The organism is Streptomyces sp. NPDC059787 (assembly GCF_042732315.1).
Lineage (GTDB): Bacteria > Actinomycetota > Actinomycetes > Streptomycetales > Streptomycetaceae > Streptomyces > Streptomyces atrovirens.
Window position 1 is genome coordinate 1 of sequence record NZ_JBHWHX010000016.1, and the last position, 21852, is coordinate 21852.

At 72.1% G+C, this 21852-nt stretch carries 20 protein-coding genes; 10 read left to right on the forward strand and 10 right to left on the reverse strand.

The window, feature by feature from the left end; genetic code table 11:
• The coding region (locus ACFV5H_RS17295) for an RNA-guided endonuclease InsQ/TnpB family protein (RefSeq protein WP_385195570.1) at positions 1–491 on the forward strand (491 nt) is incomplete at its 5' end.
• A gap of 34 nt (positions 492–525) precedes the next feature.
• Here the strand turns inward: ACFV5H_RS17295 and ACFV5H_RS17300 are convergent.
• Positions 526–1044 (reverse strand): GNAT family N-acetyltransferase, encoded by a 519-nt coding sequence (locus ACFV5H_RS17300; RefSeq protein WP_385046781.1) that lies wholly within the window; start codon positions 1042–1044, stop codon positions 526–528.
• A 193-nt stretch (positions 1045–1237) separates the two neighbouring features.
• Here ACFV5H_RS17300 and ACFV5H_RS17305 point away from each other — a divergent pair, with 193 nt between their 5' ends.
• Both ACFV5H_RS17305 and ACFV5H_RS17310 read left to right on the forward strand, forming a co-directional pair.
• Positions 1238–2236, forward strand: coding sequence for an RNA polymerase sigma factor RpoD/SigA (locus ACFV5H_RS17305; RefSeq protein WP_383356085.1), 999 nt, complete (start codon positions 1238–1240; stop codon positions 2234–2236).
• A 534-nt stretch (positions 2237–2770) separates the two neighbouring features.
• Complete coding sequence (locus ACFV5H_RS17310; protein WP_385046778.1) at positions 2771–3484, forward strand: TetR/AcrR family transcriptional regulator; 714 nt, start codon at positions 2771–2773, stop codon at positions 3482–3484.
• Between the two features lie 236 nt (positions 3485–3720).
• Here the strand turns inward: ACFV5H_RS17310 and ACFV5H_RS17315 are convergent, their stop codons facing one another.
• Positions 3721–4692 (reverse strand): helix-turn-helix transcriptional regulator, encoded by a 972-nt coding sequence (locus ACFV5H_RS17315; RefSeq protein WP_385195572.1) that lies wholly within the window; start codon positions 4690–4692, stop codon positions 3721–3723.
• Between the two features lie 63 nt (positions 4693–4755).
• On the opposite strand from ACFV5H_RS17315, the gene ACFV5H_RS17320 reads away from it, so the two are divergent.
• The 5 genes from ACFV5H_RS17320 (at position 4756) to ACFV5H_RS17340 (ending at position 10717) form a co-directional block, all read left to right on the forward strand.
• Entirely contained in the window at positions 4756–6270 is a 1515-nt protein-coding gene (locus tag ACFV5H_RS17320) for an MFS transporter (RefSeq protein WP_385046772.1), read from the forward strand.
• A 194-nt stretch (positions 6271–6464) separates the two neighbouring features.
• Entirely contained in the window at positions 6465–7226 is a 762-nt protein-coding gene (locus tag ACFV5H_RS17325; RefSeq protein ID WP_385046769.1) for a DeoR/GlpR family DNA-binding transcription regulator, read from the forward strand.
• Positions 7223–8170 carry a 1-phosphofructokinase gene (pfkB, locus tag ACFV5H_RS17330; RefSeq protein WP_385195575.1) on the forward strand — a complete coding sequence of 316 codons (948 nt, stop codon included), beginning with the start codon at positions 7223–7225 and terminating at the stop codon, positions 8168–8170. The genes ACFV5H_RS17325 and pfkB overlap by 4 nt, the downstream gene beginning before the upstream one ends.
• Positions 8171–8246: 76 nt before the next feature.
• Entirely contained in the window at positions 8247–10307 is a 2061-nt protein-coding gene (locus tag ACFV5H_RS17335; RefSeq protein ID WP_385195578.1) for a fructose-specific PTS transporter subunit EIIC, read from the forward strand.
• Between the two features lie 116 nt (positions 10308–10423).
• A complete protein-coding gene (locus ACFV5H_RS17340; RefSeq protein ID WP_385046760.1) occupies positions 10424–10717 on the forward strand; it encodes a hypothetical protein in 294 nt (97 codons plus the stop codon).
• A 31-nt stretch (positions 10718–10748) separates the two neighbouring features.
• Here ACFV5H_RS17340 and ACFV5H_RS17345 read toward each other — a convergent pair whose 3' ends face one another.
• Together ACFV5H_RS17345 and ACFV5H_RS17350 are read right to left on the reverse strand one after the other, a co-directional pair.
• Positions 10749–11495, reverse strand: a complete 747-nt coding sequence (locus tag ACFV5H_RS17345; RefSeq protein ID WP_385046757.1) for a DUF6227 family protein — start codon at positions 11493–11495, stop codon at positions 10749–10751.
• Between the two features lie 218 nt (positions 11496–11713).
• Positions 11714–12742, reverse strand: coding sequence for a P1 family peptidase (locus tag ACFV5H_RS17350; protein ID WP_385195580.1), 1029 nt, complete (start codon positions 12740–12742; stop codon positions 11714–11716).
• A gap of 43 nt (positions 12743–12785) precedes the next feature.
• On the opposite strand from ACFV5H_RS17350, the gene ACFV5H_RS17355 reads away from it, so the two are divergent.
• Positions 12786–12962, forward strand: a complete 177-nt coding sequence (locus tag ACFV5H_RS17355; RefSeq protein WP_107425243.1) for a hypothetical protein — start codon at positions 12786–12788, stop codon at positions 12960–12962.
• 22 nt (positions 12963–12984) lie between these two features.
• On the opposite strand, the gene mscL is transcribed toward ACFV5H_RS17355, so the two are convergent.
• From mscL to ACFV5H_RS17385, 6 genes are all read right to left on the reverse strand, one after another.
• Positions 12985–13455, reverse strand: a complete 471-nt coding sequence (mscL, locus tag ACFV5H_RS17360; protein ID WP_385046751.1) for a large conductance mechanosensitive channel protein MscL — start codon at positions 13453–13455, stop codon at positions 12985–12987.
• Positions 13456–13590: 135 nt separating this feature from the next.
• Positions 13591–14103 (reverse strand): hypothetical protein, encoded by a 513-nt coding sequence (locus ACFV5H_RS17365; protein ID WP_385195582.1) that lies wholly within the window; start codon positions 14101–14103, stop codon positions 13591–13593.
• Positions 14104–14322: 219 nt separating this feature from the next.
• A complete protein-coding gene (locus tag ACFV5H_RS17370) occupies positions 14323–15165 on the reverse strand; it encodes an S-methyl-5'-thioadenosine phosphorylase (protein ID WP_385046745.1) in 843 nt (280 codons plus the stop codon).
• A gap of 78 nt (positions 15166–15243) precedes the next feature.
• On the reverse strand, positions 15244–15570 hold the full coding sequence (locus ACFV5H_RS17375; RefSeq protein WP_385046742.1) for an FmdB family zinc ribbon protein: 327 nt from the start codon (positions 15568–15570) through the stop codon (positions 15244–15246).
• Between the two features lie 67 nt (positions 15571–15637).
• Positions 15638–16924, reverse strand: coding sequence for an MFS transporter (locus ACFV5H_RS17380; RefSeq protein ID WP_385046740.1), 1287 nt, complete (start codon positions 16922–16924; stop codon positions 15638–15640).
• Between the two features lie 268 nt (positions 16925–17192).
• Complete coding sequence (locus tag ACFV5H_RS17385; RefSeq protein WP_385046737.1) at positions 17193–18725, reverse strand: potassium/proton antiporter; 1533 nt, start codon at positions 18723–18725, stop codon at positions 17193–17195.
• A 237-nt stretch (positions 18726–18962) separates the two neighbouring features.
• On the opposite strand from ACFV5H_RS17385, the gene ACFV5H_RS17390 reads away from it, so the two are divergent.
• A complete protein-coding gene (locus tag ACFV5H_RS17390; protein WP_385195585.1) occupies positions 18963–21791 on the forward strand; it encodes a penicillin acylase family protein in 2829 nt (942 codons plus the stop codon).
• Positions 21792–21852: the final 61 nt, after the last annotated feature.

Below are 21852 nucleotides of genomic sequence, written 5' to 3' on the forward strand. Positions count from 1 at the left end.
GGCTGAAGGTCGCTCGCGCGCACGCGCGGGTGGCCGACGCGCGCCGCGAGTTCCACCACAAGCTCTCCACCCGGCTGATCCGCGAGAACCAAGCGATCGCCGTGGAAGACCTGGCGGTGAAGGGACTCGCGCGGACGCGCCTGGCCAAGTCCGTCCACGACGCCGGATGGTCGGCGTTCGTGACCATGCTGGAGTACAAGGCCGCCCGGTACGGGTGCACCTTCCTCCGGATCGGCCGCTTCGAGCCCACGTCTCAGGTGTGCTCGCAGTGCGGCGTGAAGGACGGCCCCAAGCCCCTGCACGTCCGTGTGTGGACCTGCGGGGCATGCGGGGCCGTCCTGGACCGGGACATCAACGCGGCGGTCAACGTCGCCAAGGCGGCCGGACTGGCCGTGACAGCCTGTGGAGCGCAGGTAAGACCAGGACTCGTCCCGGCACCGCGCAGCGAAGCAGGAACCCACCCGACACCGCAGCCTTCAACAGCGCGGTAGGCGGGAATCGCCGTCCTTCAGGACGGCGAGGATGTCAAAGGGGCTTCTCGTACCAGGCCACGTCCCACCAGCGGCCGAACTTGCGGCCCACCTCCCGGTACGTGCCGACGTGCCGGAAGCCGAAACGCTCGTGCAGCCGCGTCGAGGCGTCGTTCGGCTGGGCGACGCCGGCGTAGGCGCGGTGCAGGTCCTCGTCCGCCAGGGCCTCGAAGAGGGCCTTGTAGAGGAGGGTGCCGATGCCGCGCCGGCCGGAGTCCGGGGCGACGTAGACCGTCGTCTCCACCGAGGTCGCGTAGGCGGGCTTGGGGCGGAAGGGGCTGGAGGTGGCGTACCCCAGGATCCGCCGCGAACCGGCGGCCGTGGCAACCATCAGGCGGTACGGGCCGTCTACAGGGTGGGAGAGCAGCCAGGGGCGGCGCTCCTCCGGAGTGAAAGGCGCCGTGTCGAATGTGATCGCCGTCTCACGTACGTAGTGGTTGTACAGGTCGGTGAGGGCCGTCAGATCACCCTCCGTGCCCGGCCTGACCTGGACCTCTTCGTGCTCCGACGGCATCGCGCCTCCTCGCGTGGCCCGACAGGGTACTGCATGATCAGAAAAATCGGGGGGCGGGTTGGGAATTCTGTCCGGATTCCAGTCGTTGTTTCCATCGGATGCAGGGCACTCGACCAGAGTCCGGAGGGACCCGAGAGACGTGTCAGGCGTCCGCAGGACCACCCGCTGACCTCATCATCGCAAGGGAGCACGCATGGCAACCCGCGCCGTCGCCCGTCGTCAGTCCGCCACCGGCGAGACGGCCGACTCGGCACGCAGTGTCCGCGCCCATGGCGGCGAGATCGCCGACCGCGACCTGGTCGGTATGTACCTGGACGAGATCGCGCGCACGCCGCTGCTCGACGCCGCCAAGGAGGTCGAGCTGTCCCAGATCATCGAAGCGGGTGTGTTCGCGCGACAGATCCTCGACGGCCTCGAGGAGAACAAGGCCGGGGCCACCACCGAGGAGCTCCACGCCCTGTACGACGCCAGTGAGCGGGCCAAGGACGTCTTTATCCGTTCCAACCTGCGCCTGGTCGTCGCCGTGGCCCGCCGCTACCCCCGCAGCGGTCTGCCGCTGCTCGACCTGATCCAGGAGGGCAACGCCGGTCTGGTCCGCGCGGTCGAGAAGTTCGACTACCGCAAGGGCTTCAAGTTCTCGACGTACGCGACCTGGTGGATCCGTCAGGCCATCACCCGGTCGATAGCCGACCAGTCGCGCACCATCCGTCTGCCCGTCCACCTGGTGGAGGAGCTGGGCCGGATACGGCGCGTCCAGCGCGAGTTCAACCGTGAGCACGGCCGGGAGCCGGAGCCCGCGGAGGTCGCCGCCGAGCTCGGCTCCACGCCGGAGCGCGTCGTCGACGTACTCGACTGGGCCCGTGACCCGGTCTCGCTGAACATGTCGGTGGACGACGAGGGCGAGACCCAGTTCGGTGACCTGCTGGAGGACACCTCGGCGGTGTCGCCGGAGCAGTCGGTGCTGACGCTGCTGCGCAGCGAGGAGCTGGACGACCTGATCGGCCGCCTCGACCAGCGCACGGCCTCCATCATCAAGATGCGGTACGGCATCGAGGACGGCCGCGAGCGCACGCTGACCGAGGTAGGCAAGGAGCACGGCCTGACCCGCGAGCGCATCCGCCAGATCGAGAAGCACGCGCTGCTGGAGCTGAAGAAGCTGGCCCGCGACACCGGCTTCGACGCGGCGGCGTGAGAACGAACCGGGTCCGGCGCGGTGGAGTGACCGCCGGGCCGGACGCGGGGGCGTGACGGCCGGATGCGGTGGCGTGAGGATTCGGGTGGCGCGGTAGCGTGAGGGGTGGGCTGTCGGAAGGTGAACGTGGCGGTGCTGTCGCCGGGTCCGGTGCGGGGGTTTTGATGCCGCCGTGCGGACTCCGGGGGAGCGGCGGGGTCCGTGCAGGGCCCCGGCCGCGTACGCCGGGTGGCGAAAGACCGCGCAAAACATGGCCGTTCCCCGCCGCTTCAACCCGCTGGACCCCGGGAACAAGAATGCAAGGACCAGGAGTTCGTACTTCGGGCCCCTGAGATCCTGGACCCACCGAGCCACGTCCCGACGCACAACCCCCCCCGGCGCCGGGACTTCCCAAAGCCGGGTTCGGCGCCCTCCCCCCGGGCGCCGGGCCCGGCTTCCTCGTGCGCGTTGCCGGCCGGCGGGTCACCCCGGACCTGAACCCCGGGGTGGCCCGCCAGATGGCAGATTGTGCCACATGGGCATAGCCTGCCGGGCGTGAGCAGCACCACCCCGACGCCGCCCCCACCTCCGCCTCCCGCGGTCTCGCTGACCGAACGGCGCAAGGCCGAGACCCGTATGGAGATCGCCCGCGCGGCGGCCGGTCTCTTCGTCCGGCAGGGCCTGCGGGCCACCCGTGCCGAGGACATCGCCCAGGCGGCCGGTATCGCCCCGCGCACCTTCTACCGGTACTTCGCCAGCAAGGAAGAGGCCATCGGCCCGCTCTACGCCACCGGCGCCCAGCGCTGGGTGGCGGCGGTGCGCGCCGCGCCCGCCGGGGTGCCCCTGCCGCAGGTCCTGGAGGACGCCGTGCGCCACACGCTGACCCCCGGCCTCGGGGTGTCGGCGGCCTCCTGGGACTGGGTGCGCACCCTGATCCGGCTGGCCGAGGCGAACCCCGCCCTGCGCCGGGTGTGGGCCGAGGTGTGCCGGGCGTCGGAGCGGAGCCTGGCGGAGGCGCTGGCGGAGCGGCTGACGGCCGCTCAGGCCCCGTACGACGCCGACAACGTTGCCGCCCGCACCCGGCTGTGCTTCACCGCCGCCGTCGCGAGCGCGGCCGTCCGCACGGCCATGGAGAGCTGGGCGGCCGGCGACGGCCCCGCCGAGGGCCCCCGGGGCCCGGCCGAACTGGCGGTCGCCAACCTCGCGGCGCTACGGGGTTTCGCGTGGGAGGACTCGACGCCGGCTCGCGACCGTTCCCGAGAAGCCTGACGCCGGTTCACGGCCGTTTTCGTGAGGCCTGGCGCAGGGCCACGGGTTTTTCCGTCAGGCCCGGCGTCGGGTCGTGGGTTTTTTCCGTGCGGCCCGGCGTCGGGTCGTGGGTCCTTTCCGTCAGGCCTGACGCGGGGCCGGCGGGCCTTTTCCGTCAGGCCTGACGCCAAGGCGTGGGCTCTTTCCGTAAGGCCCGCCGCCAGGTCACGGTTCCTCCTGAAGGGCCCGGCGCCACGTCACCCCGCCCCGCCCGCCGCCCGGCTCATCCGCGCGCCCAGCTCCCGTACCGCCTCCACCAGCTCCGCGGGCTCCTGCACCGTGAACTCGTGTCCCAGCATCGCCAGTCGTACCGCCATCCAGTCCTTGGCGTCGCTCACCGTCGCGCGCAGCCGGCAGCTGCCCTCGTCCAGCGGCTCGGGCGGGCCCAGCCAGCCCGGCAGACGGGCCGCGACCGCCCCGGCCGGTGCGGCGAAGGTGACGACCATCTCGTACGACTCCCGCGCGCGGTGCATGGACCGGCGCAGGAACTCCGCCGCGCTCCCCGTCGGCAGCTCCCTCGGCGTGAACCGCGCCCCGGTCGCGAAGGGGTCGCTCACCCGGTCGACGCGGAACGTCCGCCAGTCCGCGCGGTCGAGGTCGTACGCCACGAGGTACCAGCGCCGCCCGGTCGACACCAGCCGGTACGGCTCGGCCACCCGCCGGGATTCCGTGCCGTCGGCGGCCCGGTAGGCGAACCGCAGCCGCTCGTGCCCGGCCACCGTGGAGGCCATGACGATGAGCGTCTCCGGCGCGATCGTCGCACCGTCGCCGCTGGTCAGCGGGGTGGTCGCGGCCTGGAGCGTGCTGACGCGGTGACGCAGCCTGCCGGGCAGCACCTGCTCCAGTTTCGCCAGCGCCCGCACCGACGCCTCGTCCACGCCCTCCAGCGCGTGCCCGGCGCCGGCCCGCAGCCCGACCGCGATGGCCACTGCCTCCTCGTCGTCGAGCACCAGCGGCGGCATCGCCTTGCCGGCGACGAGCCGGTAGCCGCCGTCCGCGCCCATCGTCGCCTGTACGGGATAGCCGAGCTCGCGCAGCCGGTCGATGTCCCGCCGGACCGTGCGCCGGGAGACCCCGAGCCGGTCGGCCAGCTCGCCGCCGGGCCATTCGCGGGGCGTCTGGAGGAGGGAGAGGAGCTGAAGGAGCCGGGCCGGAGTGTCCGTCGTCATGAGAACGAGGATCCCGTAGAAGTAGGACCTGATCCGACCTACTGGGGAAATAGCTTCTGGGACATGAACTCCACCGACACCCCGCAGGCACCACAGCCCGTCGTGGGCGACCGTCGCCGCTGGTTCGCGCTGGCGATCGTGATGACCGCGGCCTTCATGGACCTCGTCGACGTCACGATCGTCAACATCGCGATCCCGTCGATCCAGCGCGACGAGGGCGCGACCTTCAGCCAGATCCAGTGGATCACCGCCGGTTACGCGCTGGCCTTCGCCGCCGGGCTCGTCACCGGCGGCCGGCTCGGCGACATCCACGGCCGCAAGCGGATCTTCCTCATCGGCATAGGAGGCTTCACCCTCGCCTCCGCGCTGTGCGGGCTCGCCGTGAACCCCGAGATGCTGGTCGCCTCCCGCATCCTGCAGGGCGCCATGGCGGCGCTGATGGTGCCGCAGGTCCTGTCGATCGTGCACGCGACCTTCCCGCCGCACGAGCGCGGCAAGGTGTTCGGGCTGTTCGGCGCGATCGTCGGCCTGGGCGCGGTGTCCGGGCCGCTGCTCGGCGCGCTGCTGACCGAGTGGAACCTGTTCGGCCTGGAATGGCGGCCGATCTTCCTGATCAACCTGCCGGTCGGCATCGCGGGCCTGGTCCTCGGCAGCCGCTTCATCACCGAGTCGAAGGCGCCGCGCGCCCTGAAGCTGGACCTGGTGGGCGTCGCGCTGGTCACGCTGGGGCTGCTGATGCTGCTCTACCCGCTGACCCGCGGACGCGAGCTGGGCTGGCCGCTGTGGGGGTACGTGTCGATGGCCGGCGCGCTGGTGGTCTTCGGGGCGCTGGTGGCGTACGAGCGGGTCAAGGGCGCGCGGGACGGCTCCCCGCTGATCGAGCTGTCGCTGTTCAGGGTGAAGAGCTTCGCGGCGGGCATCGCGGTGCAGACGGTGTTCGGGGTCGGCCTCGGCGTCTTCTTCCTGGTCTGGACGCTGTACATGCAGATGGGCCTGGGCTGGAGCGCGCTGCGGGCCGGGCTGACCGGGGTGCCGTTCTCCGTCGCGGTCTCCGCGGCGGCGGGGATGTCGGTGCAGCTGCTGGTCCCGCGGTTCGGACGCAAGGTGCTCCAGGCGGGGGCGCTGGTGATGGCGGCGGGCGTCCTGCTCTACATCTGGGAGTCCGAGCGCTACGGCATGGACATCACCTCCTGGCAGATGGCGCTCCCGCTGGTGGTCATGGGCGTCGGCATGGGCCTGATCGTGGCCCCGCTGACCGACGCGGTGCTGTCCGAGGTGCCGCGTGAGCACGCCGGGTCGGCGTCGGGGCTGATCAACACCGTGCAGCAGATGGGGAACGCGCTGGGCCTCGGCCTGGTGTCGGTGGTGTTCTTCGGGGTGATCGACGAGCGGCTCGCCCCGGCCGAGGTGGGCCCGGCCTTCGCGGACGGCTTCCAGCACGCGCTGGGCTATGTGGCCGCGGTGATGGGCGTGATCTTCCTGCTGATGTTCGCCCTGCCCAAGCGACCCGCCCAGCACGTGGAGGGAGCGGGGGAGGCTCCGGTGGCGGTGGAGAAGGAGCGGGAGCTCGTGGCCTGAGCGGGACGACGGGAAGGGCCCGGTACCTCATGGGACTCATGGGGTGCCGGGCCCTTGGCGTGTGGGTGTGCGGGCGCGGACGGAAGCCCGTTCATGCCCGAACATGCCCATGTGTGTTTACTTCCCGGACATCCGGACGTACTCTGCGAGCGAAACCACACGTTCGGGCATGAACGGACTCGGAGGCACACCCCATGTACGCACCGGAACGCCAGCAGGAGATCCTGCGGCTCGCCCGCGACGGCGGCCGGGTGGACGTGGTCTCGCTGGCCGAGGAGTTCCAGGTGACCGCCGAGACCATCCGCCGGGACCTCAAGGCCCTCGACCGCGCCGGCCTGGTCCGCAGGGTGCACGGCGGGGCCATCCCCGCCGGACGCCTCGACTTCGAGCCGGACCTCGCCGAGCGGGAGACGACCGCGGCCGACGAGAAGGACCGCATCGCCAGGGCCGCCCTCGCCGAACTCCCGGCCGACGGCACGCTGATCGTGGACGCCGGTTCGACGGCCGCGCGGCTCGCCGGGATCCTGCCGGCGGAGGCATCCCTCACCGTCGTCACCCACAGCCTGCCCATCGCGGCCCGCCTCGCCGACCACCCCGGCATCCAGCTCCATCTCGTCGGGGGGCGCGTACGGCACCGTACGCGCGCCGCCGTGGACGCCTGGGCGCTGCGCGCGTACTCCGAGATCCGCGCGGACGTGCTCTTCGTGGCCGCCAACGGTTTCTCCGCCGAGCACGGGCTGACCACGCCCGACCTCGCCGAGGCCGCCGTGAAGCGCGCGGCCATGGCCGCCGCCCGCCGGGTGGTGCTGCTCGCCGACTCCTCCAAGCACGGCCAGGAGCACTTCGCCCGCTTCGGCGACCTGAGCGACGTGGACCTGCTGATCACCGACAGCGGGCTCGGCCCGGACGACGCCGCCGCGATCGAGCTCGGCGGCACGGAAGTGGTACGCGCATGATCCTCACCGTCACCCCCAACCCGTCCCTGGACCGCACCTACGAGGTCCCCTCGCTGGACCGCGGCGAGGTCGTCCGGGCCACCGGCGAACGCGTCGACCCCGGCGGCAAGGGCGTCAACGTCTCCCGCGCCGTCACCGCGGCCGGCCGGCGCACGGTCGCCGTACTGCCCCTGGGCGGAGCACCGGGCGCCCTGGTCGCCGACCTGCTCGACGCGCAGGGCATCGAGGTCGCTCCGGTCCCGGTCACCGGCGCCACCCGCTCCAACATCGCGCTCGCCGAGGCCGACGGCGTACTGACGAAGATCAACGCACCGGGGCCGGAACTGACGGCGGCCGAACAGGAACTGCTCCTGGACACCGTCCGCCGGCAGTCCCCGGGCGCCGACTGGATCGCCTGCTGCGGCAGCCTGCCGCGCGGACTCGCCCCCTCCTGGTACGCCGAACTGGTCGCCCGGGTGCACGCCGCCGGCGTACGTGTCGCGCTGGACACCTCCGGACCGGCGCTGCTCGCGGCCCTGCGCGAGCGGCCCGACGTGGTGAAGCCGAACGCGGGGGAGCTGGCCGAGGCCGCGGGACGGCCCCTGGTCACCGTGGGCGACGCGCTGAAGGCGGCGGAGGAGCTGCGGGGGATGGGCGCCCGGGCCGTCCTGGCGAGCCTCGGCGCCGACGGGCAGCTGCTCGTGGACGACGACGGCGCCTGGTTCGGCACCGCCGCGGTGGACGCCGTCCGCAGCAACGTGGGCGCGGGCGACTCCTCGCTGGCCGGGTTCCTCGTCGCCGGCGGGCGCGGCCCCGAGGCGCTCGCCTCCGCCGTCGCCCACGGCGCGGCGGCCGTCCGGCTCCCCGGCAGCGTGATGCCGACCCCGGCCGACCTGGACCCGGCCGCGGTGACCGTCACGGCCGACGTACCCGCCGACCGCGTACTGCGGGAGCCGGTGTCATGAACCACCCCCTCCTCACCCCCGTCCCCCCTTCCGCCCACCCCGCTGCACGGGCGATACGCGTGCGAAGGAGCCCGCGATGAGTGACATGATCACCGCGGAACTGGTCGATCTCGACCTGTCCGCCGACACCAAGGAGGCGGCGGCGCGCGCCCTCGCCGAGCGCATGGTGGCCCTGGGCCGGGTGACCGACCTGGACGGCTTCCTCGCCGACGTCGCCGCCCGCGAGGCACAGATGCCGACCGGCCTCGACGGCGGCATCGGTATCCCGCACTGCCGCAGTGAGCACGTCACCGAGCCCACGCTCGCCTTCGGACGCAGCGCCGCCGGGATCGACTTCGGCGCGGCGGACGGGCCCGCCGACCTCATCTTTCTGATCGCCGCCCCGGCCGGCGCCGACGAAGCCCATCTGACGATCCTGTCGTCGCTGGCCCGGCAGCTGATGAACGCCGAGTTCACCGACGCCCTGCGGTCGGTGGGCGACGCGGGGGCGGCTGCGGCGCTCATCCGGGGCGAAGAGGCCGGCTCCTCGGACTCCTCGGGTTCCTCGAGCTCCGAGGACTCCGTGGCGGCACCGGGGGCGGCCTCCGCCGGTGCCGCCACGGGCACCACCACCGCTGCTGCCGCCGCCGAGGAGGCGGAGCGCCCGTTCCGGGTCGTCGCCGTCACCTCCTGCCCCACCGGCATCGCCCACACCTACATGGCCGCCGAGTCGCTGGAGAACGCCGGCCGGGAAGCCGGGATCGAGATCGTCGTCGAGACCCAGGGCTCCGCCGGCTTCACCCGGCTCGACCCGGCCGTGATCGCGGCGGCGGACGGTGTGATCTTCGCCCACGACGTCCCCGTACGGGAGAAGGACCGCTTCGCGGGCAAGCCGACCGTCGACACCGGCGTCAAGGCGGCCATCAACCGCCCCGCCGACCTGATCACCGAGGTGAGAGGCAAGGCGGAACGCGGGGAGGTCACCGCTGCCGTGTCCGGTGACACGCCCGTCGAGCGAGGCGGCGAATCCGGCGAGGGCTACGGCACCAAGCTGCGCACATGGCTGATGTCCGGCGTCAGCTACATGGTGCCGTTCGTCGCGGCGGGCGGTCTGCTCATCGCCCTCGGCTTCGCGATCGGCGGCTACGAGATCAACGAGGCGCCCTCGGTGATGGACCACTTCGTGTGGACCCAGGCCGACAGCTGGGGCGCCCTGCTCTTCCAGATCGGCGGCGTCGCCTTCGGCTTCCTCGTCCCCGTCCTGGCCGGCTACATCGCCTACGGCATGGCCGACCGGCCCGGTCTCGTGCCCGGCTTCGTCGGCGGCGCGATCTCGCTCACCATCAACGCCGGATTCCTCGGCGGTCTCGCGGCCGGTCTGATCGCCGGTGGCGTGGTGATCGCGATCCAGAAGGTGCGCATCCCGGCGGCGCTGCGCGGCATCATGCCGGTGGTGGTGATCCCGCTGATCTCCGCGGCGGTCGTCGGCTTCCTGATGTTCGTCGTCATCGGCAAGCCCATCGCCGAGGCCCAGAAGGGCATGACGGACTGGCTGAACGGCCTCACCGGCACCAACGCCGTCCTGCTCGGCGCCCTCCTCGGCCTGATGATGTGCTTCGACCTCGGCGGGCCCGTCAACAAGGTCGCCTACACCTTCGCCACCGCCGGGATCGCCGTCGCGAGCCCCAGCGACTCCGCGATGAAGATCATGGCCGCGGTGATGGCCGCCGGCATGGTGCCGCCGCTGGCGATGGCCCTGGCCACCACGGTCCGCGGCAAGCTCTTCAACCGCACCGAACGCGAGAACGGCAAGGCCGCCTGGGTCCTGGGCGCCTCCTTCATCTCCGAGGGCACGATCCCGTTCGCCGCCGCCGACCCGCTGCGGGTGATCCCCGCCTCCATGGTGGGCGGCGCGGTCACCGGCGCCCTGTCGATGACCTTCGGCGCCACCCTGCGCGCCCCGCACGGCGGCATCTTCGTCGTCCCGCTGATCGGCAACCCGTTCCTCTACCTGGTCGCCATCGCCGCGGGCGTGTGCGTCACGGCGGCCCTGGTGATCGTCCTCAAGGGCCTGCGCAAGCCGGCCCCGGTCGCCACGGGCGCGGACGAGGGCACCCCGGTGCCGCCGGCGGAGAGCAAGCAGCCGGTGGCCGCGTAGAGTTACGGCGGTGCGTCCGTTTGGGTAGGTGTGGGCGGTTCATGCCTACTGCGATATAGATCACGATCATCACGATCCGGGGTCAAAGCCCCGGATCTTGGTGTGTACTGGGCCGCATGCCTGAGTACACGACACTCTCGCGGACGACGGGCGCCACCGTCCTCACCCTGGTGGCCGTGGCCTGTGCGGCGGGCCTGGCCGACGTCCTGCGGCGCCGGCGCGGACGGACGCGCGCACACGAACCCCTCGACGAGGCGGCCCGCCGGCAGCACACCCCCCACGCCCCTCACGGCGTCCCGGTGATCCCACGCCAGCGGCGGACCGGCCCCCACGTGGAAGCCGTACGGCTCACCCCGGCGGAGCGCGACGCGTTCGCCGGGCTGGTACGGCGCTTCGGCGAAGGGGACTGAGCGGGACCGGGCCGAGGCCCCGCCCGCCGCGTCAGGAGACCTGCGCCGCCCGGCGCTCCATCGCGTCCCGCGCCGCGTCCTCGCTGGCGTACACCTCGCACATGTGCCGCCCGTCCGGTGTGACCGTGTGCTCGACCTCCCACACGGACAACTCCGCACCGTCACCCAGCAGGAACGCGTGCTCGTAGAGCGAGAAGGACAGCCCCGGACGCCCCGTGCGGGACGGGCGGCCGAAGGCCTGCGTGATCCGGTGCGCGCACGCCGTGGCCAGCAGCGCGGCCGTCTCCGCGCCCGGCCGGTCCGTGTTCTCCGCCCGGCGCAGTAAACGCCGCGCGTGATCCGCCGAACCGTCCGGAACGTACACCTGCCGCAGCGCGGGAGGCGGCAGCAGCTGCACCGTCACCGGCAGCTCGAAGTCCGGCGTGTCCGGCGGCAACGGCAGCCGGGCCGTGGCCGTCCGCAACTCCTCCTCGTCCACATACACCTCGTGCTGCGGCTCGTCCCCCGGCGCCGTGTTGTGCACGAGCTCCCAGAGCGTCAGCGCCGAACCGTCGGCGAGCAGCCAGGTGTGCCGGTACGTCTCCCGGTGCAGACCGGCGCTGTGGTGCGCGGAGTGCAGCGAACCGTCGTGCGCCAGCGCGCAGTCCAGCCGCCGGATCGTCTCGTCCGGCAGCTCGAAGGAGTTCAGGGCACGGCCGAGGAGGCGCGCGAGGTGCTCCTCCGGAGACTCGGGCGAGTCGGGTGGTTCGTACGCTGCCGTCTCGTACGGAACGCTCAAGGTTTCTCCCGGCGTTGCTGCATGTCACCTTGTGGGTGCATACCGTAGCCCCTCGGTCGGACATCGTGTCCGGGAACTGAGAAAACGTATGGCCGAAAAACGGGCGGAGCGCAAGAGAAGTTCCCGACGGGTCCGGTACGGACATCAATCGCTCCTGGTCGGACGGTACTTCCGCAGCCGATCGCCGACGCCTCCCTCAACGCTCACCGGCGCCTCCCTCAACGCCCGCCGTACAACTCCCCGTACGACGGCCACGAACCGCCCGGACCGTCCACCGGACCGGCGGCCCGGACCGCTCGTACGATCGCGCGGGTCACCAGGTCCGCGCCCGCCGCGAGAACCTCGTTCAGGGCCAGTGGGTCCGCCGCGTCCAGCGGGCGGGCGCCCGTGGCCAGGGTGAAGACGGTGTCGCCGTCGCTGAGCAGATGCACCGGCCGCACGGCCCGCGCGATGCCGTCGTGCGCGGTGCCGGCCAGCTTCTGCGCCTGCGCCTTGGACAGGCCGGCGTCGGTGGCGACCACCGCGAGCGTGGTGTTCAGCGGCGGAGCCGCGTTCCGCCCGGCCACCTCCGCGAGCCGCCGCAGCGCGGCCCCGTGCACCTCCGGCTCCGGATACCGCACCCGGCCCTGGAACAACTCCCCGTACAGCACCCCCGTCCCCGGATCGACCGCCGACCCCGCCGCGTTGGCCACCACCAGCGCGGCCACCGTGATGCCCGACCCCAGCACCGCGCTCGCGGTGCCGATCCCGCCCTTCAGCTGCCCGACCACCGCGCCCGTACCGGCGCCCACACACCCCTGCGGCACCGGCGCCCCCGGAGCGGTCGCCGCCGCGGCCTCGACCGCGGCCCGGCCGGTGGCCGCGTCCGGCCGGGCCCGGAAGTCGCCGCCCCGGCCCAGGTCGAAGACACAGGCGGCCGGCACCACCGGCACCACCTGCGCGGGATACGGCCCGACGCGCACCCCGCGCCCCCGCTCCTCCAGCCAGGCCATCACCCCGGACGCCGAGTCCAGCCCGTACGCGCTGCCCCCGGTCAGCACCACCGCCTCGACCGTCCGCACCAGGTTGCGCGGATCGAGCGCGTCGGTCTCCTTCGTGCCGGGCCCGCCGCCGCGCACGTCCACCGCGGCCACGGCCCCGCCCTCGGGCGCGAGCACGACCGTGGTGCCCGTGAGCCACCCGTCGCCGGTACGCGTCGCGTGCCCCACGCGCACGCCGGCCACATCCGTCAGAGCGTCAGCTGTCATGGGGCCAGTACTGCCCGGTCAGGGGCGGCCGTACCCTGGACGTATGAGCACCGCCCCCGATCCCCGCCCGAGTGGGCCCAAGCCGGCACTGGTCTTCGACGACCCGCTGGACCAGCAGTCCTCGGACGACACGGACCGCGGCTGGGGCGAGCGCCCGTCCGGCGACAGCGCGGCCGATCTGAAGCGCTTCCTCGACGAGAAGCCGCCCCACCACATCTGACCCGCCCGCCGGCGGGCCGCCCCTACCGCTCGCCGTGCCCCGTGCCGCGCTGCGCGACGAGGGTGTCGCGGATCTCCTTGAGCACCTCCAGCTCGGTGATCTCGACGACCTCGTGCGCGCCCTCCTTCGCCTTCCGGCGGGCCTCCACCCGGGCCAGGTACTTCGCCATGGGCAGCACCATCAGGAAGTAGACGACCGCCGCGGTGATCAGGAACTGCAGCGTCGCCCCGAGGACCGAGCCCCACAGGATCCTGACACCGGTCGCGGCGTCCCCGGCGCCCTCGCAGGGGCCCTTCAGGCACGAGCTGTAGCTGTCCAGGTTCTTCGTGCCGAACGCACCCACCAGCGGATTGATGACGCCCTTCACGACCGAGTTGACGATGTTCGTGAAGGCGGCACCGATGACCACCGCCACGGCCAGATCGACGACGTTGCCCCGCATCAGGAAGGCCTTGAAGCCCTGCAGAATGCCCGTCTTCTCCTGGTCGCTCACTTCGAGGCCTCATTTCTCGTGCGTAGGGTGCGGAAGAAAGCGCTCCGCAACCTACGTCACGCCGGTGCCGGCCTGTCCAGTCGGGCCGCCCGGCGCAAGGGCCCGACGCGCGGACGAGGACCGGAGAGGCGCCGGTCAGCACACCGTCACCGCCAGCCGTGCCGTGGCGCTCGCGCCGGCCAGTTCGGCCGCCGTGGCACGCGGCACCGACAGGACGACCAGCGCCCCGCCGTCGCCCGTTCCGCCCGCTCCGTCCGCCGGCTCCGGCACCTCGGTCACCCGTGCCCCGCGCGCGACCACGCGGGCCTCGCCTCCGGACACCGCCTCCTCGGCGGCGATCACGTCCACCCGGTCGCCCGGCCGCAGCAGCCGTACCGTGGCCGCGTCGGCGATCCGCACCGCCGCCGTGACCGCCACTCCCGCGCCCCGCGCCCGTACGGCACGGTCCCCGGGGGACACCGAGGCGGCACGGGCCGCCGGGGATCCGTCGGGACGGCCACGGGACCGGTCCGCGTCCCGCGGCCCCGCCGCCACCAGTGCCGCCGCCGTGACCGCGAGACCGAGTGCCATGGCCCGCCTCCGGTGCCGTACGAGCCCGTCCGGGAGCGGCAGGCCGCCGCGCACCCGCACCGGGGCGAAGTGCGGCACCTCGCAGGGGGGAGGGACCTCAGGGCCGGGCGGACGGGGGAAAGAGGGGGAGCGGAGCGAGGAGGGAAGACGGGACACGGGTACCACCACCTGCGACGAGGGACCGGTTTGCGACTCCCACGATGAGGCCTCGCGCCGCGTCCCGCCGAGCCCTGTGGACCTACCACGAACCTGTGGAGAACTCCCCCACCCGAACGGGACGTTCCGCCCCGTCACCGGCTACGGCAGCGCGAACCCCGGGTCCATCCCACCCAGCGCCGACGTGCACGGACAGTCCCGCTCCTCCGCCTCCGGCAGCCCGGCCACCGCGTCGAAGAGCACGCCCCGCAGCCGGTGCACGTTGGCGGCGAACACCCGCAGCACCTCGTCGTGGGAGACACCCTCACCGGTCTCGGCGCCGGCGTCCAGGTCGGTGACCAGGGTCAGGGAGGTGTAGCAGAGCTCCATCTCACGGGCGAGCGCCGCCTCGGGGTGGCCGGTCATGCCCACCACCGACCAGCCCTGCGCCTGGTGCCACAGCGACTCGGCGCGGGTGGAGAAGCGCGGCCCCTCGACCACGACCAGCGTGCCGCCGTCCACCGGTTCCCAGTCCCGGTCCCGCGCCGCCTTCAGCGCGGCGGCCCGCCCGGTGGGGCAGTAGGGGTCGGCCAGCGACACATGGACCACGTTCGGCACCGTGCCGTCGGGCAGCGGCAGCCCGTCGAAGTAGGTGCCCGCCCGGGACTTCGTACGGTCCACGAGCTGGTCCGGCACCAGCAGCGTGCCCGGACCGTGCTCGGGCCGCAGACCGCCGACCGCGCACGGCCCGAGGACCTGGCGCACGCCGACCGACCGCAGCGCCCACAGGTTGGCCCGGTAGTTGATGCGGTGCGGCGGCAGATGGTGGCCGCGTCCGTGCCGGGGCAGGAAGGCGACCCGCCGGCCGGCCACCTCGCCGAGGAAGAGGGAGTCGCTGGGCGCCCCGTACGGGGTGTCCACCTGGATCTCGGTCACGTCGTCGAGGAAGGAGTAGAAACCGGAGCCGCCGATCACGCCGATCCCGGCCTTCGCCATGTTCGCCATGCCCCGCACCCTAACCGCACCCGGAAACGCCGAAGACCCCGTCGTCGGATGACGACAGGGTCCCGTAAGGAAGCGGCCCTACGCGGCGGTGGTGCTGGTGGAACTGCCCGAACCGGAGGAGCCGGACGAACCGGACGACGAGCTCGAACCCGAGTCCGAGGAGGAGGAAGACGTCGACGACGAGGTGCTCGACGACTTCGACGACGCCGGCGAGCTGCTCGACGAGGAGCCGCGGCTGTCGTTGCGGTAGAAGCCGGAGCCCTTGAAGACGATGCCCACCGCCGAGAACACCTTCTTCAGGCGGCCCTGGCAGTTGGGGCACTCGGTCAGCGCGTCATCGGTGAACTTCTGCACCGCCTCGAGGCCCTCGCCGCACTCGGTGCACTGGTACTGGTAGGTCGGCACTGTCTTCCTCCTGGCACTCTCACTCGATGAGTGCTAACGACGGTCCATCTTGACGTATTCCGCGGGTTCAGTCCACTGCGACGGACTCGCGGTGACCGACGCCACGTGCGACGGTGCGCCCGCGCGGGGGCGCGGCCAGCCGTGACCGCAGCGCCAGCAGCGTCACGAGGGCCAGCACCGTACCGGCCATCGGGACCAGGAAGCCGGCGCCGCCCCACAGGCGGTCCTCCAGCTGTCCCGCGACCGTGACGGCCGCCGCCTGGCCGAGCGCGACAGCGCCGGTCAGCCAGGTGAAGGCCTCGGTGCGGGCGCCCGCCGGGACCAGGTTCTCCACCAGTGTGTAGCCGGTGATCAGGGCCGGTGCGATGCACATGCCGACCAGCAGGCCGAGCCCGGCCAGCAGCAGGGCCGAGTGGGCGGTCCACAGGGCGGACGCGGTCAGCGCGAGCGCCGTGTAGCCGATCACCAGGCGACGCTGCGGGGCGGTCCTCCAGGCGATCGCGCCGCAGACGATGCCGGAGAGCATGTTGCCCGCGGCGAAGACGCCGTAGAGGACGCCGTTCAGTCCGGGCTCGCCGATCGACTCGGTGAACGCGGCCAGTGAGACCTGCATGCCGCCGAAGACGGAACCGATGCCCAGGAACGTCACGATCAGCACGCGCACACCGGGGACGCGCAGCGCGGAAACGTGCTCCACGCGCGCGTGCCCGTCGCGGCCCGTCCCGGGCTGCGTGCCCTTCTGCGCGGCGAACAGCAGGCCGCCGACCAGCGTCAGCGCGGCCTCGGTGAGCAGGCCCGCGGCCGGGTCGACGGCCGTGCACAGGGCCGTGGCCAGCAGTGGTCCGACGACGAAGGTGAACTCGTCGGTGACGGACTCGAAGGCCGCCGCGGTGGTCAGCAGCGGGGAGCCCTTGAGCCGCACGCCCCAGCGGGCCCGCACCATGGGCCCGATCTGCGGCACCGAGGCACCCGTGGGCACGGCGGCGGCGAACAGCGCCCACAGGGGCGCGTCGGTCAGCGCCAGCGCGGTGAGGGCCAGTCCGGCCGCCGTGTGGACGAGGACGCCGGGCACGAGGACGGCGCGCTGGCCGTGGCGGTCGGCGAGACGGCCGCTGTAGGGGGCGAACAGCGCCATGGAGACGCCGGTGACGGCCGCGACGGCGCCGGCCGCTCCGTACGAGCCGGTGGTGTGCTGCACCAGCAGCACGATGGAGAGGGTGAGCATCGCGAACGGCTGGCGGGCCGCGAAGCCGGGGAGCAGGAACGTCCACGCGCCGCGCGTGCGCAGCAGCCGGCCGTATCCCGGTCGGGAGGTGGCCGCCGAGTCCTTCGACGTGGTGACCGTGGATGCCACGGCCCGTGCCTTTCTGCCACCTGGTAGCGGCCCGCGCGGGTCGTGCGGGGGCGCCGAGAGCTGTCCTCTTGCGCTGACTGCGGTAGATACCGGCGCCACAGCTCAGGGCGTTCCGGCCGCCATACGGTCGCGCCAGCTCTGCGTCAGGCAGAGTTGGTTCGATCTGGGGGTCGCATGCATCGTACAGGGATCACCTGCCGCCCGCTGTGAAGCCGGGCACGCCGTCAGCGTCCCGCCCGCGGTCCGTCAGCGTCCCGCCTGCGGTCCGTCAGCGTCCCGCCCGCGGTCCGTCGGTGCCCAGCCAGCCGGCCAGCTTGCCGCCCCGGCCGACCGCGCGCAGGCGCCGTTCGGCGGCGTCCCGTACCGGGTCCGTGGCGACGACGAGCAGCTCGTCCCCGCGGCGCAGCACCGTCGACGGCAGCGGCACGAACGACGTCCCCCCGCGCACGACGAGGGTGACGGCGGACCCGTTCGGCAGCCGCAGCTCGGCGACCTCCACGCCGTGCATCCTCGACCCGGCCGGGATGGCGACCGACAGCAGGTGTCCGCGCAGCCGCTCCAGGGGCGCCGACTCGATGCCGAGGTCGGCGGCGGAGTCCGCGCCCAGGCGCAGTTTGCGGGCCAGCCAGGGCAGGGTCGGCCCCTGGACGAGGGTGTAGACGACGACCAGGACGAAGACGATGTTGAAGATCCGCTCGCTCCCGGCGACGCCCTGCACCATCGGGATCGTCGCCAGGATGATGGGCACGGCGCCGCGCAGTCCCGCCCAGGACATCAGTGTCTGTTCCTGCCAGGGCACCCGGAACGGCAGCAGGCAGACGACGACGCTCAGTGGGCGGGCCACCATGGTGAGCGCCAGCCCGATGACCAGCGCGGGCACGATGTCGTCGCCCAGTTCGTGCGGGGTGACGAGCAGGCCGAGCAGGACGAACATGCCGATCTGGGCGATCCAGCCGAGCCCCTCGGCGAAGCCGCGGGTGGCGGGCCAGTGCGGCAGTTTGGCGTTGCCCAGCAGCATCGAGGCGAGGTAGACGGCGAGGAAGCCGCTGCCGTGGGCGATGGCGCCGGCCGCGTAGGCGGCGACCGCGATGGCCATGACGGCGATCGGGTAGAGGCCGGAGGCGGGCAGCGCCACGTGCCGCAGTCCCCAGGCGCCCAGCCAGCCCACCGCGAGTCCGATGGCGGCGCCGATGGCCAGCTCCAGCACTATCTCGCCGACCAGGACGTACCAGTGCTCGACCGGTCCGGCCGAGGAGAAGGCGACGACCAGGATGACGACGGGAGCGTCGTTGAAGCCGGACTCCGCCTCCAGTGCGCCGGTCACCCGCGAGGGAAGCGGTATTTTCCGCAGCACCGAGAAGACGGCCGCCGCGTCGGTCGACGACACCACCGCGCCGATGATCAGCGCCTGCCGCCACTCCAGCCCGACCAGGAAGTGCGCGGCCGACGCCGTGACGCCGACGCTCACCGCGACGCCGGTCAGGGCGAGCGCGGCGGCGGCGGGCAGGATCGGTCTCACCTCCGTCCACTTCGTGCCCAGGCCGCCCTCGGCCAGGATCACGACCAGGGCCGCGTATCCGATGACCTGGGTCAGCTCGGCGTTGTCGAAGTGGATGTCGCCGAAGCCGTCCTGGCCCAGGGCGATGCCGATGCCCAGGTAGACGAGCAGGCTGGGGAGCCCGCTGCGCGAGGAGATCCGGACCGCTGCGACGGCGACGAGCAGGACGAGCGAGCAGACGAGCAGGAGCTGGTTGAGGTGGTGGACAGTCAGCGGCCGTTCCCTTCCCTGACTCAGGCGCATCCGCGCGTGAGCTCACGTACATCGCATACGAGCCACCGCTTCCGCGGCAAACTACTTCGTTACCTTACCTAACTCTTGACGCTTTCTTGACGCTCGGGACGGCATGATCGAACGTCCGTCCGGGCTGGTTCGCCACTCCGCGTCAAGTGCCGCGGGGCCCTGCGCCTATCGTTGCTCCAGCGCTCAGTTAAAAGCACAGCCCGACCTGCCGCTCGCGTTAGGACAGCAAGGACAGCGATGCCCACCGACACCACCGCCTCCACGGGTCAGCAGGCCGGCGCCTCCGCGGGGCAGCAGCCCGGCAAGTCCGGCAGGAAGAAGGGACGCAGAGGCCGACTGATCGTGCTCGTCCTGGTGCTGGCCCTGATCGGCGCTGTCGCCTACGGCGGCTACTGGTCGGTCAGCACCGTGCGTGCCTCCTTCCCGCAGACCAAGGGCTCGATCACGCTCAAGGGCCTGACGGGGACCGTCGACGTCAAGCGGGACGGCTACGGCATCCCGCAGATCTACGCCTCCTCCGACGAGGACCTGTTCATGGCGCAGGGCTACGTCCAGGCGCAGGACCGGTTCTACGAGATGGACGTGCGCCGGCACATGACCGCCGGGCGCCTGTCGGAGATGTTCGGCGAGAGCCAGATCGACAACGACGAGTTCCTGCGCACCCTGGGCTGGGACCGGATCGCCGAGGAGGAGTACGAGAAGAAGCTCTCCCCCGCCACCAAGAAGTACCTCCAGGCGTACGCCAAGGGCGTCAACGCCTATCTGGAGGGCAAGGACGGCAAGGAGATCTCGCTGGAGTACGCGGCGCTGGGCTTCGAGAACGACTACAAGCCCGGCGAGTGGACCCCGGTCGACTCCGTGGCCTGGCTGAAGGCGATGGCCTGGGACCTGCGCGGCAACATGCAGGACGAGATCGACCGCGCGCTGATGACCAGCCGCCTCGGCCCGAAGCAGATCGCCGACCTGTACCCGGCGTACCCGTACAGCCGGAACAAGCCGGTGGTCCAGGAGGGCCAGTACAACCAGCTCACCGGGGCGTACGAGCAGGGCGAGAGCACGGGGACCGGCACCGGGACGGGTGCGGAGACCGGCACAGGTACGGGCACGGGCACCGGGACGGGTACGGGTACGGGCACCGGAACCGGCACGGGTACCGGCACCAGCGGTTCCTCCCTGGAGAGCCAGCTCACCGGCCTCCAGCAGGTCCTGGAGGACCTCCCCACCGCCGTCGGCGTCAACGGCGACGGCATCGGCTCCAACTCCTGGGTGGTCTCCGGCGATCACACCATCACCGGCAAGCCGCTGCTCGCCAACGACCCGCACCTGTCGGCCTCGCTGCCGTCCGTCTGGTACCAGATGGGCCTGCACTGCCGCGAGGTGTCCGCCAAGTGCCAGTACGACGTCACCGGCTACACCTTCGCGGGCATGCCCGGCGTGATAATCGGCCACAACCAGGACATCGCCTGGGGCCTGACCAACTCCGGCGTCGACGTCACCGACCTCTACCTGGAGAAGATCACCGGCGACGGCTACCAGTACGACGGCAAGGTGGTGCCGTTCGAGACGCGCGAGGAGACCATCAAGGTCGCCGGCGGCAAGGCGCAGAAGATCGTCGTCCGTGAGACCAACAACGGCCCCCTGCTCTCCGACCGTTCCGACGACCTGGTGAAGACCGGCAAGAAGGCCACCGTCGACAGCGCCGCCCCCGACCGGGGCGACGGCTACGGCGTCGCGCTGCGCTGGACCGCCCTGGACGCCGGCCGCACCATGGACTCGATCTTCGCGATGAACCGCGCGAAGGACTGGGACGACTTCCGCGAGGCCGCCACCCTGTTCGAGGTGCCCTCGCAGAACCTGATCTACGCGGACACCGAGGGCCACATCGGCTACACGCTCCCCGGGAAGATCCCCACCCGCGCGGAGAAGCACGACGGTTCCATCCCGGCCCCCGGGTGGGACGCCGACTACGAGTGGACCGGCTGGATCGAGCAGGACGCGCTGCCCTACGAGTACGACCCGGACCGCGGCTACATCGTCACCGCCAACCAGGCCGTCGTCGACGAGGACTACCCGTACACGCTGACCACCGACTGGGGTTACGGCGCCCGCAGCCAGCGGATCACCGAACTGATCAAGTCGAAGATCAAGGACGGCGGCAAGATCTCCACCGACGACATGCGGCAGATGCAGCTCGACAACTCCAGCACCATCGCCAAACTGCTGGTGCCGCACCTGCTCAAGATCGACACCGAGGACGCGGACGTCCGCGAGGCGCAGAAGCTGCTGGAGGGCTGGGACTACACCCAGGACGCCGACTCGGCCGCCGCCGCCTACTTCAACTCCGTGTGGCGCAACATCCTCAAGCTCGCCTTCGGTCACAAGCTGCCCAAGGAGCTGCGGGTCAAGGGCCAGTGCGTGTGGGTCGACCCGGTCAACAACACCGGGCCCGCCGACGAGGCGGACAAGGTCCGCGAGTGCGGTCGGCGCGACGCCGACCAGGCGCAGCCCGACGGCGGCGACCGCTGGTTCGAGGTGGTCCGCAAGCTGATGGACAAGGAGGACAGCTCCTGGTGGAAGACCCCCAAGTCGGGCACCCGCCCCGCCGCGGACAACCGTGACGAGCTGTTCAAGCGCGCCATGATCGACGCCCGCTGGGAGCTGACCGCCAAGCTCGGCAAGGACATCGACAGCTGGAGCTGGGGCCGGCTGCACCGCCTGTTCCTGAACAACCAGACCCTCGGCACCGAGGGCCCGGACTTCCTGCAGTACATGCTCAACCGCGGCCCGTGGAAGCTCGGCGGCGGCGAGGCCACCGTCAACGCGACCGGCTGGAACGCCGCCGGGGGCTACGGCGTCGTCTGGGTGCCGTCCATGCGGATGGTGGTCAACCTCGGCGACCTCGACAAGTCCCGGTGGATCAACCTCACCGGCGCCTCCGGGCACGCCTACAGCGCCCACTACGTCGACCAGACGGACAAGTGGGCCGAGGGCGAGCTGCTGGAGTGGTCGTACTCGCAGAAGGCGGTCGCGGACAGCACCAGCGACACCCTGCTGCTGAAGCCCTGACCCCGGTCCCCGCCGTCGGAAGCGGCCTCACGCGCACGCGTGAGGCCGCTTCCGCGTGTAC

Coding starts and splice junctions, on each gene's coding strand:
- ACFV5H_RS17370 (WP_385046745.1), bottom strand. CDS start 15,165: ATGGCGAACATGGCGAAGGCCGGGATCGGCGTGATCGGCGGCTCCGGT.
- ACFV5H_RS17315 (WP_385195572.1), bottom strand. CDS start 4,692: ATGACGACGGACACTCCGGCCCGGCTCCTTCAGCTCCTCTCCCTCCTC.
- ACFV5H_RS17325 (WP_385046769.1), top strand. CDS start 6,465: ATGTACGCACCGGAACGCCAGCAGGAGATCCTGCGGCTCGCCCGCGAC.
- ACFV5H_RS17355 (WP_107425243.1), top strand. CDS start 12,786: ATGAGCACCGCCCCCGATCCCCGCCCGAGTGGGCCCAAGCCGGCACTG.
- pfkB (WP_385195575.1), top strand. CDS start 7,223: ATGATCCTCACCGTCACCCCCAACCCGTCCCTGGACCGCACCTACGAG.
- ACFV5H_RS17385 (WP_385046737.1), bottom strand. CDS start 18,725: ATGCGCCTGAGTCAGGGAAGGGAACGGCCGCTGACTGTCCACCACCTC.
- ACFV5H_RS17340 (WP_385046760.1), top strand. CDS start 10,424: ATGCCTGAGTACACGACACTCTCGCGGACGACGGGCGCCACCGTCCTC.
- ACFV5H_RS17335 (WP_385195578.1), top strand. CDS start 8,247: ATGAGTGACATGATCACCGCGGAACTGGTCGATCTCGACCTGTCCGCC.
- ACFV5H_RS17320 (WP_385046772.1), top strand. CDS start 4,756: ATGAACTCCACCGACACCCCGCAGGCACCACAGCCCGTCGTGGGCGAC.
- ACFV5H_RS17350 (WP_385195580.1), bottom strand. CDS start 12,742: ATGACAGCTGACGCTCTGACGGATGTGGCCGGCGTGCGCGTGGGGCAC.
- ACFV5H_RS17300 (WP_385046781.1), bottom strand. CDS start 1,044: ATGCCGTCGGAGCACGAAGAGGTCCAGGTCAGGCCGGGCACGGAGGGT.
- ACFV5H_RS17305 (WP_383356085.1), top strand. CDS start 1,238: ATGGCAACCCGCGCCGTCGCCCGTCGTCAGTCCGCCACCGGCGAGACG.
- ACFV5H_RS17390 (WP_385195585.1), top strand. CDS start 18,963: ATGCCCACCGACACCACCGCCTCCACGGGTCAGCAGGCCGGCGCCTCC.